The sequence below is a fragment of the Sphingomonas corticis genome (genome assembly GCF_012035195.1).
GTDB lineage: Bacteria > Pseudomonadota > Alphaproteobacteria > Sphingomonadales > Sphingomonadaceae > Sphingomonas > Sphingomonas corticis.
Genome location: NZ_JAAVJH010000008.1, coordinates 95,522 through 110,089, shown reverse-complemented (window position 1 = coordinate 110,089; position 14,568 = coordinate 95,522). Strand labels below are relative to the sequence as shown.

Annotated in this window: 12 protein-coding genes; 2 read left to right on the top strand and 10 right to left on the bottom strand. The window is 73.3% G+C overall.

Annotated elements, in window-relative coordinates:
- Positions 1-4: 4 nt before the first annotated feature.
- Together HBH26_RS13670 and HBH26_RS13665 are read right to left on the bottom strand one after the other, a co-directional pair.
- Complete coding sequence (locus HBH26_RS13670; RefSeq protein ID WP_168135180.1) at positions 5-877, bottom strand: N-acetylmuramic acid 6-phosphate etherase; 873 nt, start codon at positions 875-877, stop codon at positions 5-7.
- Positions 874-1,737, bottom strand: a complete 864-nt coding sequence (locus HBH26_RS13665; RefSeq protein WP_168135179.1) for a glucosamine kinase nucleotide-binding domain-containing protein — start codon at positions 1,735-1,737, stop codon at positions 874-876. The genes HBH26_RS13670 and HBH26_RS13665 overlap by 4 nt, the downstream gene beginning before the upstream one ends.
- 248 nt (positions 1,738-1,985) lie before the next feature.
- Here HBH26_RS13665 and HBH26_RS13660 point away from each other — a divergent pair, with 248 nt between their 5' ends.
- Entirely contained in the window at positions 1,986-3,482 is a 1,497-nt protein-coding gene (locus HBH26_RS13660) for an MFS transporter (protein ID WP_239024791.1), read from the top strand.
- Positions 3,479-4,483, top strand: coding sequence for a serine hydrolase (locus HBH26_RS13655; RefSeq protein ID WP_168135178.1), 1,005 nt, complete (start codon positions 3,479-3,481; stop codon positions 4,481-4,483). Before HBH26_RS13660 ends, HBH26_RS13655 begins: the two co-directional genes overlap by 4 nt.
- A gap of 4 nt (positions 4,484-4,487) precedes the next feature.
- On the opposite strand, the gene HBH26_RS13650 is transcribed toward HBH26_RS13655, so the two are convergent.
- The 8 genes from HBH26_RS13650 to HBH26_RS13615 all read right to left on the bottom strand — a co-directional run bounded on the left by HBH26_RS13650 (position 4,488) and on the right by HBH26_RS13615 (position 14,373).
- Entirely contained in the window at positions 4,488-4,673 is a 186-nt protein-coding gene (locus tag HBH26_RS13650; RefSeq protein WP_168135177.1) for a hypothetical protein, read from the bottom strand.
- 13 nt (positions 4,674-4,686) lie between these two features.
- Positions 4,687-6,084 (bottom strand): D-alanyl-D-alanine carboxypeptidase/D-alanyl-D-alanine endopeptidase, encoded by a 1,398-nt coding sequence (dacB, locus tag HBH26_RS13645; protein ID WP_168135176.1) that lies wholly within the window; start codon positions 6,082-6,084, stop codon positions 4,687-4,689.
- A gap of 2 nt (positions 6,085-6,086) precedes the next feature.
- Entirely contained in the window at positions 6,087-6,971 is an 885-nt protein-coding gene (locus tag HBH26_RS13640) for a LysR family transcriptional regulator (protein ID WP_168135175.1), read from the bottom strand.
- Positions 6,968-8,209 carry a dicarboxylate/amino acid:cation symporter gene (locus tag HBH26_RS13635; RefSeq protein WP_168135174.1) on the bottom strand — a complete coding sequence of 414 codons (1,242 nt, stop codon included), beginning with the start codon at positions 8,207-8,209 and terminating at the stop codon, positions 6,968-6,970. The genes HBH26_RS13640 and HBH26_RS13635 overlap by 4 nt, the downstream gene beginning before the upstream one ends.
- Positions 8,210-8,324: 115 nt before the next feature.
- Positions 8,325-9,299 carry an N-acetyl-D-Glu racemase DgcA gene (gene dgcA / locus HBH26_RS13630; protein ID WP_168135173.1) on the bottom strand — a complete coding sequence of 325 codons (975 nt, stop codon included), beginning with the start codon at positions 9,297-9,299 and terminating at the stop codon, positions 8,325-8,327.
- Positions 9,257-10,297 carry an N-acetyltransferase DgcN gene (gene dgcN, locus HBH26_RS13625; protein ID WP_168135172.1) on the bottom strand — a complete coding sequence of 347 codons (1,041 nt, stop codon included), beginning with the start codon at positions 10,295-10,297 and terminating at the stop codon, positions 9,257-9,259. The genes dgcA and dgcN overlap by 43 nt, the downstream gene beginning before the upstream one ends.
- Positions 10,298-10,390: 93 nt before the next feature.
- Positions 10,391-11,956: an N-acyl-D-amino-acid deacylase family protein gene (locus HBH26_RS13620; protein ID WP_168135171.1), complete on the bottom strand. Its 1,566-nt coding sequence runs from the start codon at positions 11,954-11,956 to the stop codon at positions 10,391-10,393.
- Between the two features lie 74 nt (positions 11,957-12,030).
- On the bottom strand, positions 12,031-14,373 hold the full coding sequence (locus tag HBH26_RS13615; RefSeq protein WP_168135170.1) for a penicillin acylase family protein: 2,343 nt from the start codon (positions 14,371-14,373) through the stop codon (positions 12,031-12,033).
- Between the last annotated feature and the right edge of the window lie 195 nt (positions 14,374-14,568).

Sequence of the window (14,568 nt, the reverse complement as noted above, 5' to 3'; positions counted from 1 at the left end):
CGCTTCAGCCGAGCGCGCGGCGCAGGTCGCCGCCCGCGCGGTCCAGCCGCGCCTGTGCCTCGTCGGGCGTCGCCCCGCCCGCCACCAGCACCGCCGCCCGTACCGACCAGCCGGTGGCGACAAGTGCCGCCTCGGCCGCGGGAGGATCGACGGTCGCGAGCCCGGCCACCATCGCCACCGCGCGGGCGCGCAGCTTCGCGTTGGTGGCGCGCATCGCCACCATCCGCCCGCGATAGACCCGGCCGAGCCGCAGCATCATCGCCGTCGACAGGATGTTGAGCGCGGCCTTCTGCGCCGTGCCCGCCTGCATCCGCGTCGATCCAGCCACCACCTCCGCCCCGGTATCGAGCACGACGGCATGGTCCGCATCGTCCAGCAGCGGGGCGCCCGGGTTGTTCGCGATGGCGATCGTCAGCGCCCCCGCCGCGCGCGCCGCCGCCACCGCCGCGCGCGTATAGGGCGTGCGGCCCGACGCGGCGACCGCGACCAGCACGTCGTCCCCGCCGAGACCGGCCCCCGCCACCGCGGCGCGGGCGGCGTCGGCATCGTCCTCCGCCCCCTCGATCCCGCGCATCATCGCCGCCGCGCCGCCGGCCAGCAGGAAGACGAGCCGATCGTCCGGCCAGTCGTAGGTCGGCGTCAGCTCCACCCCGTCCTGCACCGCGAGCCGCCCCGACGTGCCCGCGCCGGCATAGGCGAGGCGCCCGCCGCGTGCGAGCCGCGCCGCCCCCGCCTCCGCCGCCGCCGACAGCGCGGGCAGCGCGGGGGAGAGCGCGGCGACCGCCCTGCCCTGCGCGTCGGCCATGGCCGCGACCGCGTCCGCCACGGGCCAGCCGTCGATGTCGACGAAGCGCGGGTCGGCGCCCTCCGTCGTCACGCGGAAAGGCCGGCGAGCAGCAGCGCGCCGTCCAGCGCGTCGCCCTTGGCCTCGGACAGGCGCGCGACGGTGCGCTCGCGCAGCCACGGCCGCAGCCGCGGCGCGAGGCCGCCGAGCAGCGCGCAGGACGGCGCGCCCCGCTCGAAGATCGTCTCGATGAAGCGCTCGACGTGGGTGGCCGCATCCTCGACGATCGAGCGCGCGATGGCGTCGTTCGCCTCGGCGTGCTGGATCACGATCGGTGCCAGCGCGGCATAGTCCGCCGGGGTCGCGCGATCCATCCACGCCACCGCCTGCGGCACCGCGTGGCCGAAGCGTGCGGCGATGGCCAGCGCCAGCGGGGTGCGCGTCGTCCGCCCGTCCAGCGCGCGCAGCGCGTGGCGCATGGCGGACAGGCCGAGCGCGGCGCCGCTCCCCTCGTCGGAGATGGGGAAGCCGTAGCCGCCGATCGCGAAGTCGGTGCCGCCCACGCGCAATTGCGCGATGCTGCCGGTGCCCAGGATCAAGGTCGCGCCATCCGCGCCGCGGTGCGCGCCCAGGTTCGCGATCTGCGCGTCGGTGGCGAGCGCCACGCGGGCAAAGCCGAAGTCCACGTCCTCCAGCGCCGCGGTGGCGCCGGGACGCGAGAGGCCGGCAATACCCATCCCCGCCTGCGCCTCCGCCCGCGCCGCCGCGTCCAGCCCGGCGGCGGCGAACGCCTGCCCGATCGCCTCTTCCAGCGCGGCGGTGAGCGGACCCAGGCCGATTCGCGTGTTGGCCGGACCGGTCTGCCCCGCGCCCACCACGCGTCCATGCGCGTCGGACAGCCGCGCGCGGCAGTGGCTGCCGCCCGCATCGATGCCGAGGTACCAGGTCGCCATGCCCCTATGTGGCCCCTTCGCCGGGCCCGCGTCCATATCCGATCGTCGGCGAGGCATAACCGCGCGGCTTCCGCGGGATTGACGCGCCCGCGCGCGGCGTGGACGTTGACGCGGATGTCGAGCCGCGTGCTTCCTTCCCGACCGGATGCCCGGCTCGAACCGTCGACCCGGGCTTGTCCCGGGGTGGAGGGCCGCCATGGACCGCGGACCGTCGATCGGCTGACCCTGGATGCCGGGACAAGCCCGGCATGACGGAGGGCGGCCGGGAACATGGCGCAAGCATCGAACCGAGCGCCGCCGCCGCCGACCGCCGCGGCATGGCGCTGTACGGCCTGCTCGGCTTCGCGGCGGGGCTGCCGTTCTACATGTTCTCCACCGTGCTGGCGCTCAGGCTGCAGGCGCATCAGGTGCCGCTCGCCGTCATTGGGTTCTTCGCGTGGGTTCAGCTCCTGCCCACGCTGAAGTTCGTGTGGGCGCCGCTGCTGGACCGCTACGTCGTGCCGGGCTTCGCGCGCTTCTTCGGCAAGCGGCGCGGGTGGATCATGCTGGCGCAGCTGGGCATCATCAGCGCGATGGTGGCGATGGCGGCGACCGCGTCGGACGCCAGCCTGCCGCTGACCGCGCTGTTTGCCGTGCTGCTCGCGTTCTGGACGACCACGCTGGAGGTCGCGGCCGACGCCTGGCGTATCGAACTGTACCCGACGCAGGACGAGCAGGGGCCGATCGTGGCGGCCAACCTGTGGGGGTATCGCAGCGCGATGGTGGCGGCGGGATCGGGCGCGCTGATCCTGGCCGACTGGGGCGGGTGGACGATCGCGTATCTCGCCATCGCGGTCGCCGCCTTCCTGCCCTTCCCCATCCTGTCGATGATGCGGCCGGAGGCGGAGGGCGGCGGCGGGCGCGCGGCCGCCCTCGTCACCGGCACCGCCGCCGCGGCGGGGATCCTGCTGGCGACCGCGGCGGCGACGGCGCTGATCGGCTCCGCCCTGCTCGCCTCGGCGTCCGCGATCGGCATCGACGCCAAGGCGAACGTCACCCCCTGGGTCCTCGCGCTCTGCATGGCGCCGTTCCTCGCCATGGCCGCCGCGCTGCCGAAGATCCGCCGCGCCCCCGCGGATGCGCCGATCCGCGCCTCCGCGGCGATCGGACCCTATGTCGATTTCTTCTGGCGCTACGGCTTCGCGGCGCTGGTGCTGATGGCGTTCGTCTCGCTCTATCGCATGGGCGACGTGCTGGCGCTGAACCTGTCCAAGCCGATGATAAAGGAGCTGGGCTACTCGCTGACGCAGATCGGCCGCGCCGACAGCTTCGTGGCGCTCGTCTCCAGCGTGGTGGGCGTGGGGCTGGCCGGGTGGCTCGTCACCCGCTGGCCGATGATGTGGACGCTGGCGCTGGGCGCGATGGTCGCCGCTGTCGGCAATCTCGGCTTCGTGTGGCTGGCGCACCAGCGGGTGGACGAGACGATGCTGTACCTGGCCACCGGCGCCGACCAGTTCGGCAACGGCTTCGCCGGCGCGGTGTTCGTCGTGTACCTCTCGCTGCTGGTGAACCCGCGCTACCCGGGCGCGCAATATGCCTTCCTCACCGGCTTCGCCTTCCTGCTGCCGCGGCTGCTGGCGGGCGCGGGGGGCACGATGGTGAATGCGATCGGGTACGACGGCTTCTTCCTGCTCTCCGGCGTGCTGAGCCTCGCCGCGATCGTCTTCCTGCCGGCGCTGGCGCGGATCAGGGCGAGGGACGCGTGATCGAGACGGCCTTCGCCCCCGCCGCCGCCGCGCTCGCCTCCGGCCGCATCCCCGGTGCGACGCTGGGCATCGTCACCGCCGACGGGCAGCGCCACGTCCGCGTCGCCGGGCTGGCGCAGAAGGTGCCCGAAGCGGAGGTGCTGACGCGCGAGCATTGGTTCGACCTCGCCAGCGTCAGCAAGGTGATCGCCACGACCAGCTTCGTGCTGCGCCTCGCCGACGAGGGGCGGATCGACCTGGACCGGCCGCTGACCGACGCCATTCCCGACCTGCGCCAGTACGACGTCGCCAACGCCGCCGAACGCCGGCTGACCTTCCGCGACTGCCTGGTCCATCGCACCTTCCTTCCCGCGGTGGAGCCGATCTACACCTACGGCGGCGATCCCGATCGCCTGCGCGCCTTCATCCTGCAGCGCGAGTGGCGCCACGGCCCGCCGGTCTATTCCGACATCAATTTCCTGCTGCTGGGCATCGCGGTCGAGCGGATCACCGGCGCGGGGCTGGACGCGCTGCCGCTGGGTGCCGGCCTGTCGTGGGGCCCGCCGCCCGGCCGCGCGGTCGCGACCGAGCGCTGTGCGTGGCGCAGGCGCGTGCTGAAGGGCGAGGTGCACGACGAGAATTGCTCCGCGCTGGGCGGGCGGACGGGCCACGCGGGGCTGTTCGGCACGGTCGACGGCGTGCTCGACTTCGCGCACGGGCTGCTCGACGGCAGCGGCGCGTCGCCGGCGATGCTGGCGGCGATCCGCACCCCGGTGGAGGGGCATCGCACCTGCGGCTGGGAGATCCGCTTTCCCGGCTGGTCGGGCGGGCAGGCGTGCTCGGCGGGCACGATCGGACATACCGGCTTCACCGGCACAGGGTTGTGGGTCGATTTCGACCGCGGCCTGGCCTGGACGCTGCTGACCAATCGCGTCCACCCGACGCGGCACTTCGACAGCGGGATCTTCGACCTGCGCCCGGCGACAGGGGATGCGGTGGTGGCGGCGTTCGACGCTGGCTGACCCGTCAGGACAGCAGCGCCACCAGGCCCGCGATCACCGACGACCCCGCCAGCGGCCCCACGAACATCAGCAGCAGGAACAGCGCGACGAGCCGCATCAGCATCCGCTCCTGCCGCGGCGACAGTCGCGGTGGGGGCGGCGGATCGTCGCCTCCGGCGGGAGGCGGCCAGGCGCGGCTGTCGAAGAACATCGCGCCGCTCCGCCTAATTCGCCGCCGCCACCGCCAGCAGCGCCGCGTCCATCGCGGGCCGCGCGCTCGCGTCGCCGGGCATGTCGTTGGCGTAGATGGCGAAGGTCAACGTGCGGCCCGACGCGGCGGTCATGTAGCCGGCCAGCGCGTTGCTGGCGTTGAGCGAGCCGGTCTTCGCAAACAGCCGGCCTGCCAGCGGCGTGCCCTTGAACCGTCCGGACAGCGTGCCGTCCACGCCCGCGATCGGAAAGGTCGCGCGCCACGACGCGCCCCAAGGCTGCGTCGCGCCCCAGCGCAGCAGCGCCACCGTGCCGCGCGGAGTGACGCGATTGTAGTTGGACATGCCCGATCCGTCAGCGAATTCGTACTGCCAGCGCGGCACGCCCGCCGCGTCCATCATCGCGCGCATCGCCGCCTGCCCGTCCGCCACCGATCCGCTGCCCGTCACCGCGCCGGCGCGGCGCAGCAGCAGTTCGGCGTGCAGGTTCTGACTGACCTTGTTCGTCAGCACGAGGTCCTGGGCGAGCGGCGCCGGGATCAGCCGCGCCAGCGCCGCGGGTTCGGGCGGGCGGGCGGCAGGGCTGTTCCCGCGCGCCGCGGGATCGTCGGCGGCGGACGACGGGCGGTGGCGCACGGCGACCCGCCCCGCCACCCAAACGCCCCGCGCGCGCAGCAGCGTCGCCAGCCGCCAGGCGGCGCGATGCGCGGGATCGTCGACGCCGACGCGCAGCGTCTCCGCCGCACCCGCCGGGATCGTGCCCGACACGCGCAGCACGTCGCTGCCCGGCACCCGCGCGGTCGTCAGCGTCTCGCGCCCGGGAGCGGTCGTGGCGCGATTCTCGATCCGGTAATAGCCGTCCGCCGCGATGGCGGGCGCGGCGCCGGGGGCACCCGGCGTCACCGTCAGCGCGACCTCGTTGTCGTCGATCGTCAGCGCGGAGATGCCGGTGCCGTAGCGGCCGACCTGGTTGTTCCAGCTCATGCCCGCGGACCAGCGCTCGTCGGGAAAGGCGCTGTCGTCGCCGATCACGTCGCCCACGCGGCGGGTGCGCGCCGCGACCGCGTCGGCCAGCGTCGCCAGGCAGTCGACCGTGCAGTCGGCCGCGCTGGAGAGCCGCGCGTCGCCGTGCCCCGCCAGCACCACGTCCGGACGGGCGGGCCGCCCCTCCAGCCGCACCGTGGCGCCGGCATCGTCCGGTCCCGCCACCGGCAGCGTCGCAAAGGCGAGCGCGGTGGTGTAGAGCTTCGTGTTCGAGGCGGGGACGAACCGCTCGTCCGCGCGGATCGCGACGATCTCGCGACCGTCCTCGTCCGCGACGACCAGGCCGATGCGCGTGCCCGGTCCCGCGCTCGCCAGTGCCTGTTCCACCGCGTCCGGCGCCGCGAGCGTCAGCAGAATTGCCAGCACCATGCCTATCTCCCCTCGATCACGTCGCCCAGCACCGTCAGGAACTCCGCCGCCAGCGCGGTCGGCGGCCGGTCGATCAGGTGGATGGCGTGGACGTCGAACGCGATGCTGGGTTTCAGCGGGCGCGACGACAGTCCGGGACCGATCCACGCCTCCGCGGTGAAGCTGTCCACCACCGTCATGCCCACGCCCGCGCGCGCCAGCGCGGCGGCGATGTAGAAAGTGCGCGCCGCCGCCACCTCGTCCAGCGCGACGTCCAGCCGCTCCAGCTCGTCGGCCAGCGCCTGGCCGATCGGGCCGCTGCCCGCCAGCGAGATGAACGGCCGCCCGGCGAGCTGCGCCAGCTCCACCCGCGCGGGCGCGTCGGGCATCTCCTCCTCGCGATAGAGCACCACCAACTCGCCCTCGCCCAGCCAGGTGCGCGCCAGCGGAGCGCCGTGGGGCGGCTCGCTGGCGATGGCGACGTCGGTCTCGCGCTCGTACAATTTGCGCATCAGGTCGTCATGGTGGACGGTCTGCAGGTCGAAGCGCACTTCCGGTCGCTTCGCCAGGAAGCGCGACACGGCGGCGGGCAGCACGCCCAACGCGAGGCTGGGCAGCGCCGAGATGCGCAAGGTGGTGCCCGCGCCCGCGCGCAGGTTGCGCCCGGCCTCCTTCAGCGCGCGCACGCGTTCCTGGATGTCGGCGACGTCGGCGAACAGCGCGTGCGCGTCCTCCGTCGGCACCAGCCGGCCACCGGTGCGATGGAACAGGTCGAAGCCGAGCAGCCCCTCCGCGTGGCGCAGCGTCTTCGACACGGAGGGCTGCGACACGTTCAGCGCGCGCGCGGCGGCGGAGACGGAGCCGTTGACGTAGATGGCGTGGAAAATCTCGATGTGGCGCAATTTCATAGCGCCGTGTCGCCCCTGAACCGCCGTTCGTCCAGCGCGCCTTCGCCCCGTGCGACCAGCGTCGCCACGGTCAGGTTCGCCGACGCGCTGGGCACCGTGCGCGTCATGTCGAGCAGCCGGTCGAACGGCAGGACCAGACCGACGACCAGCGCGGTCTGCTCCGCACCCACGCCCACCGCGGAGAGCATCGCGGCGAGCATGAACAGCGACGCGCTGGGCACCGGCGCGGTGCCGAAGGCGGCGAGCGCCCCGGTCGCCAGCATCACGCCCAGCATCCACGCGTCGGGCACGACGCCCAGCGCCTGGAGCGCGAACTGGCCGAGCAGGCCGACGTACATCGCCGTGCCGTCCTTTCCGATTGCGGCGCCGAGCGGCAGGACGGTGCTGGCGACGGGCCGCGCCACGCCGAGATTGTCCTGCGCCACGCGCAGCGCGACGGGCAGCGTCGCCGAGGAGGAAGCGGTGGAGAAGGCGACCGCCAGCGCATCGACGATGCCGCGGAAGAAGCGCGCCACCGGCAGCCGCGCGACCAGCCGGATCAGCGCGGCGTGGACGACCAGCATCTGGAACAGCGAGGCGAGGACGACGCACAGCGCCAGCCACCCGACGTTGACGAACACCGCCGCGCCCCCGCCCGCCACCGCATTGGCGATCAGCGCGAAGACGCCGAACGGCGTCACCTCCATCACGATGCGCACGACGTGGAGCAGCACCGCGGTGAGCCCCTGGAGCAGCGCGACCACGGGCTTTCCCGCCTCCCCCGCCACCACGCTGCCGACGCCGAGAAGGACGGCGGTGAAGATGATCGCCAGCATGTCGCCCTTCGCCAGCGCCTCGACGATGTTGGCGGGCACGATGCCGAGCAGCTGGTCCGCGGGCGACACGGGCGGACCAAGGACGTGCGGCGCGACCCCGGCGAGCGCGATACCCGCCCCCGGCTGCAAGATCAGCCCCGCCGCCATGCCGACCGACACGGCGACCAGCGTCGTCAGCGCGAACAGCCCGACCGTCCGCCCGCCGATCGGTCCCAGCCGCCGCGGGTCGCCCAGCGCGGCGATCCCCGCGGCGATGGTGACGAGCACGACCGGCACGACCAGCATCTTGATGAGGCGGACGAACAGGTCGCCGACGATCTTCACCGCGGGCGCCGCGGCGGGAAAAAGGACGCCCAGCGCGATGCCGAGCACGAGGCCGCCGACGACACGCTTCCACAAGGGGATGGCGAACCAGCGCGTCATGATGCCGCTGCCTCTTCGTCATGCCGGGCTTGTCCCGGCATCCGGGGTCGCCAACGCCGAGGCTCGTGGCTCTGGATGCCGGGACAAGCCCGGCATGACGCGAGATGATGGCGGGTCAATCCGCCCCACCCCAGAAGCCCGGCACCGGCGGGTGGAGCCAGCCACCCTCGTCGCGCACGCCGCCGTCGCGGTCCTGCGCCAGCCACAGCGGGCCGTCGAGGTCGACGAAGGCGGCGTTGCGCGCCACGCGCAGCGCGGGTGCGATGCCGAGCGACGAGCAGACCATGCAGCCGACCATGATTCCGAAACCCTCCGCCCGCGCTTCCTCCGCCAGCGCCAGCGCCTCCGTCAAGCCGCCGGTCTTGTCGAGCTTGATGTTCACGAAGGCGTAGCGGTCGCGCAGCCGCGGCAGGTCGGCGCGGGTGTGGAGCGATTCATCGGCGCAGATCGGAACCACGCTGTCCAGAGCGGCCAGCCCGGCATCGTCCTCGGCAGGCACGGGCTGTTCCAGCAGGTCGACGCGGTGCGCCACCAGCAGGTCCTGCAGGCGCGCGACGTCCTCCACGCGCCAGCTCTCGTTGGGATCGACGATCAGCCGCGGGGCGGGAGCGGCGGCGCGCACGGCGGCGAGCTGCGCCTCCGCCCCGTCGCGATCCACCTTCACCTTCAGCAGCGGGACATGGGCGTGCCGGGCGGCGACCGCGGCCATCGCCTCCGGCGCGTCGATGCCGATCGTGAGCGCGGAGGGCAGCTTCTCCGCCGCGCCCGGCGCCGCGCGGCCGAGACGGGCGTCGAGGTCCCACAACGCGCAGTCCACCGCGTTGCGCGCGGCCCCTGCGGGCATGGCGGCGGCGAGATCGGCGCGCGTGCCGCCACGCTCGATCAGCCCGCGCGCCGCCTCGATCGCGGCGAGCGCGCCCGCCACCGTTTCGCCGTAGCGCGAATAGGGCACGCCCTCCCCGCGGCCGACGGCATCGCCCTGCCGGATCGTGACGGTGACGACGTCCGCCGCGGTCTTCACCCCCCGCGAGATGCGGAACGGGGTGCTCAGGCCGAAGCGGTCATCGCGGGCGTCGAGGGTGCGAAGCATCGGAGCAGTTCCTCGGCGATGGCGTCGGCGCCGAAGCGCCAGGGATCGGTGCAGGGCAGGCCCATCGCGTCCTGCGTCTCCGCGCACAGGCGCCGCGCCGCCGCCTCGTCCAGCTTGGCGGTGTTGAGCGCGACGCCCACGCCGCGCACGTCCGGGCTGGTCAGCCGCGCGACGCGGAGGTTCGCATCGAGACACTCGGCGAGGCCGGGCATGGGATAATGCGGCAGGCCGCGCATGTGCGGGCGGACCGGATCGTGGCACAGCAACAGCGCGGCGGGCTGCGCGCCGTGCAGCAGGCCGGTGGAGACGCCCGCGAAGCTGGGGTGGAACAGCGATCCCTGTCCCTCGATCAGGTCCCATCCGTCGTCGTCGCGCGCGGGCGCCAGCGTCTCGATCGCGCCGGCGATGAAGTCGGCCACCACGGCGTCCAGCGGCACGCCCCGCCCCGCGATCAGGATGCCGGTCTGCCCGGTGGCGCGGAAATCCGCCGCCACGCCGCGCGCGCGCAGCGCGTCGCGCAGGCACAAGGTCGCGTACATCTTGCCGACCGAGCAATCGGTGCCAACCGTCAGCAGGCGGTTGCCCGCGCGGCGCTTCCCGTTGCCGACCGGCAGGTCGCCGGGCGCGTCGCGCACGTCGAACAGCTCCACGCCGAACGCCTCCGCCGCCGCGACCAGCCGCGGTTCGTCGCGAAGCCGCTGGTGGAGCCCGCACGCCAGGTTCATGCCCGCCGCGATGGCGACGAGCGCGTCGTCGATCATCCACTCGGGAAAGCGCCCGCCCGGATTGGCGATGCCCAGCACCAGCGTGCGCGCGCCGGCCAGCCGCGCCTCCCCCGCGTCCATCCGCGGCAGGCCGAAGGAGAAGGGGCAGTCGTCGTGCCGCCACTCGCCCACGCAATCCTCGCGCCGGAAGGTCGCGAGCCCGCGCGAGGTCTTGAGGCCGACCTCGTCGTCGGAATGACCGAGGTAGAGGAGATAGGGCGCGGGGATCGTCATGCGGGGAGCGTAGCGGGTCTGCGGCGCCCGGCTAGTCGTCCTCGTGCGAGGCGCCATAAACGACGGTTATCCTCCCCGGCACGGGGAGGATGTTCAGCACCCCGCCGGCTTGGCGCGGAGCAGCGCGCGGCCTGCCGCGACGCCGGTGGCGGCACCGTCCTTCAATGCCGGCCTGCCGTTCACGAACAATGCGCGGACGCCGACGGTCGGCTTCTTGGGATGGACGTAGTCGGCGCGCGGGGCGTAGCGGGCGGGATCGAGCACCACCACGTCGGCGAAGGCGCCGGCGCGCAGGTAGCCGCGGTCCTTCAGACGGTACAGGTCCGCGGTCGCGCCGGTCGAGCGGCGGATGAAGTGCGCCAGCGTCACGACGCGGCGCTGCTTCACGTAGGTGTCGTACAGCTTCGGAAAGGTCGCATACTGCCGCGGGTGGCCGTCCGACCCGTCCGACGAGGTGACGACCCACGGCTGCTTCATGATGAGGTCGACGTCGCGGTCCGCCATGTTGAAGCTGGCGATCCCGGTCTTTGCACCCGGCGTCTTGAGGATGCGGATCGCGGCCTCGACCGGATCGAGCCGCCACTGCGCCGCCATCTGCCCGAGCGTCCGGCCGGTCCACGGCTGGTCCTCGCCGGTCAGCAGGATCGCTTCCTTGCCGCCGCGCCGGCGCAGGTTCTCGCGCATCTCCGCGCGCACCTTCGCCGCGGTCGCCGGATCGTCGAAGCGCGCCGCCATCCTCGCGTCACCGCCGTCGAGCGCCCATTTGGGTACCAGTGCCGCCGCCACCGCGCTGCCCGATGCCAGCCAGGGATATTGATCCGCCGTCACGTCCTGCCCGCGCGCGCGCGCCGCCTCGATCGTCGCGATCAGCGCTGGCGCCTGCCCCTGCAGGTCGACTCCCAGCGCCTTCAGGTGCGCGAAATGCACCGGCGTGCCGGCGCGGCGCCCGATCTCGATGGCCTCCTTCGTCGAGGCGATCAGGCCGATGCTGTAGCTCGACTCGTCGCGCTGGTGCGTGTCGTACATGCCGCCGCGCTTTCCCGCTTCCGCGGCGACGGCGGCGACCTCGTCCGTGGTGGCGAAGCTCTGCGGGGCGTAGAACAGCCCGGTGGAGAGGCCCAGCGCGCCCTGGCACATCGCGCCGGCCGCCAGCGCCTTCTCCTGTGCCAGTTCCGCCGCGTTCGGTACGCGATCGTCCTGGCCCATCACGCGGGCGCGGATCGCGCCGAAGCCGACGAAAGGCGCGATGTTGGTGCCGATCCCGCTCGCCTCCAGCTTGCGCGCGTCCGCCGCCACGTCGGGCGTGCCGCCGCCGTCCACGCCGGTCACGATGGTCGACACGCCCTGCGCCAGCCATGGCAGGTTGAGCCGCACCTTCGCGTCCGCGGAGCGGATGTACGTATCCGGATGCGTGTGCGCATCGATGAAGCCGGGGGCGACGATCATGCCCCGCGCATCGACCACGCTCGCCGCCGCGGTGCCACGCGACGGACCGACGTAGACGATGCGGTCGCCCGCGATCTCCACGTCCCCGGTCACCGGAGAAGCCTCCGCGCCGGTGTAGATCGTGCCACCGCGGATCACCACGTCCACCGCCGGGGCGGCGGTGGTGGGGCCGGAACAGGCGGCGAGCAGGGTGGCGAGAAGAAGGCGCTTCATCGTTCTACTTCCTCACTCTAACCCCCGTTCGTGCTGAGGAGGCATCGAGCGAACCTCAGGACGAACGGCGGGCCTCATGGCGGCGACAGCGTCGTGCGCGAGGCCGCCGCCGCGTCCACCGCGGCGCGGCTGAACGGCATCGGCTGCATCGCCCCGGCGATCCAGGGGCCATATTGGTCGCGATAGTGCCGGCTCGCCGGATCGTTCGACTGGCCCGGCAGGTTCAGCATCACCGAGCGATCCCAGTCGCCGACGTCGATGACCTGAAGGTAGCTCGCCCCGCCCCCGGTGCGCCAGCCCGGCCCGCCGCCCAGCCACCGCGCCATGACGGTGAAGCCGTCGCCGCCCGAACCGTCCCCCTCGATCGCCGGAAACGCCGCCGCGATCGCGGGAATGCGCGATAGCGGGTGGGCGATGCGCACCTGATGCAGCGCGCCCCAGCGCCACTGCGCCGGGTCCGGCCCCATCAGCCGCAGCGCCTGCTGCCACCCGCTCGCCAGCGCGGCGTCGACCATCTCCGGCCGCGACCTCGCCCGGTCCAGCAGGACGGAGGGTGCGATCTCGTCCACCAGCCCGCGCGCGCGCTCGGGCACGATCGCGGCCAGCATCCGCTGCGTCAGGTCGCGCCAGACGATCTCGAACAGCGCCGCCGCGCCGCTACCCTTGTCCAGCCGCGCGTCCCAACCGGCCAGCATCCGCGTCGCCGCCGCCGCGTCCTCGCCCGGCCGCTTCGGCAGCAGCGCCAGGAACTGCCGCGCGGGTGTCGACAGCGTATCGTGCTGGAGGGCCACGCTGTCCGCCACGCTGTGCTTCGCCTGCTTCGACAATATGTCGGCGATCCGATCGTAGCGATAGGGATCGCGGAAGGAGAAGGCGGGGATGCGGTCGCGCGGCCAGTTCGGCGGCAGATTGTTCTGATTGGCCGACGCGAACCAGCCCTTCGCCGGATTGTACTCGCTGGGCAGCGCGCGGAAATCGGAGAAGCCGGTCCAGTCGTAGCGGCCGTCGCCCGGCACCGGCATCAGCCCGTCGCCGCGCCTGCGCCGCGGCATGAAGCCGATCACCTGCCAGCCATGATTGCCGTCCACGTCGGCGTAGTGGAAGTTGGTGGGAGACGGATGCAGCCGGAACGCCTCCTTCAGCGACGTCCAGTCGCGCGCCAGGTTGATCGCGACCATCGCGAACGATCCCGCCCCGCCCGGCTGCATCCCGATCGAGGCGAGCGCGGTGGCGCGCCCGCGCGCGGGATCGTGCGACAGCACCGGACCCTGTATCGCGTAGCGCAGCACGACGCGGCGCGGGGCGGCATCCTTCACCGGCACGTCCACCTCGACCCGCTCGAATCGCTTCCACCCGCCCGCGTGGCGATATCGCTCCGGATCGGCGGAATCGAGTTCGAGGACGAACAGGTCCTGCTGGTCGATGTGGAAATTGGTGCGGCCGAAGGCGAAGCGATCGGTGTGGCCCTGCATGATGCCGGGCAGCCCCGGCGCACCGCCGCCGATCACGTCCAGCCCGGGCGCGGTCAGGTGCGCGACGTGACGCGGGCCGAAGCCGCCGATGCCCAGGTGCGGATCGTTCGCCAGGATCGGCCGCCCGGTGGCGGTGCGGCTGCCCGCCACGGTCCAGGCGTTGGAGCCGGCGTTGCCGCGGTCGAGCCGCGCCTCGTCGGGATCGCGCGTCGGCGTGCCCGGGCCGAACGGCAGACCGCCCAGCTGGAGCACGCCGAGGTCCGCCTCCGACACCCTGGCCGGGTCCAGCCCGTCGGGCACGCGCAGCGTCCAGGCGGGGCGCAGCGGCGCGACGACCGCGTCCAGCTCCAGCAGGTCGAGCGCGGCGAGCCGCGCGCGGCGGATCTCGTCGTCCGCGTTGCCGATGGCGCCGCCACGCGCCAGCACCAGCTCGCGCACGTCCCAGCGCATCGGCATGACGCCGAGGATGCGGTACTCCAGGGGAAGCAGCGCGGGGTCGCGCTCCACCTCCGCCACGCGTGCGTTGATGCCAGCGACGTAGCCGCGCACGCAGGCCAGCACCTCTGCCGGCACCGCGCGCAGCTCCGCATCCAGGTCGCCGCGATAGTGGAACAGCCGCGCCGCCGCGTCATGCTCGGCGAAGGCGGCGCCGTAGACCTCCGCCATCCGCCCCAGCTCGCGCCGGTGGGCAAGGTCGATCTGGAACAGCCGGTCGCGCGCGACCACATAGCCCTGGCCGAAGAAGGCGTCGGCCTTCGTGGCGGCGCGGATGTGCGGCACGCCCCAGCGATCGTCGAGGATCTCGACCGGCGCGGAAAGCCCGTCCACGGCGGTACTGCGCGGCGCGGGCGCGACCTGCGCACGGCAGGCGACCGGCAGCAGCGCGACGCCGGCGGCCGAGCCCAGCAGGAACGAGCGCCGGTCTATCGTGGGGCGGGCGAGCATCGGCGGGCCTCCTTCTTGCCGCAGGCTATCCGCCGGGCGCGTGCCGCCGCCCATCTCAACGGGGCCGCACCTCATAGCAAGCGGTTATGCGCCGACGCGCGCGATCATGCCCTGCGGCTATGCCTAAGCCACAGAACGGAAAGCACTTCATGCCTTGACGCCCTTTGCGCACAACCGGCACCTTCCCCCTAGCCG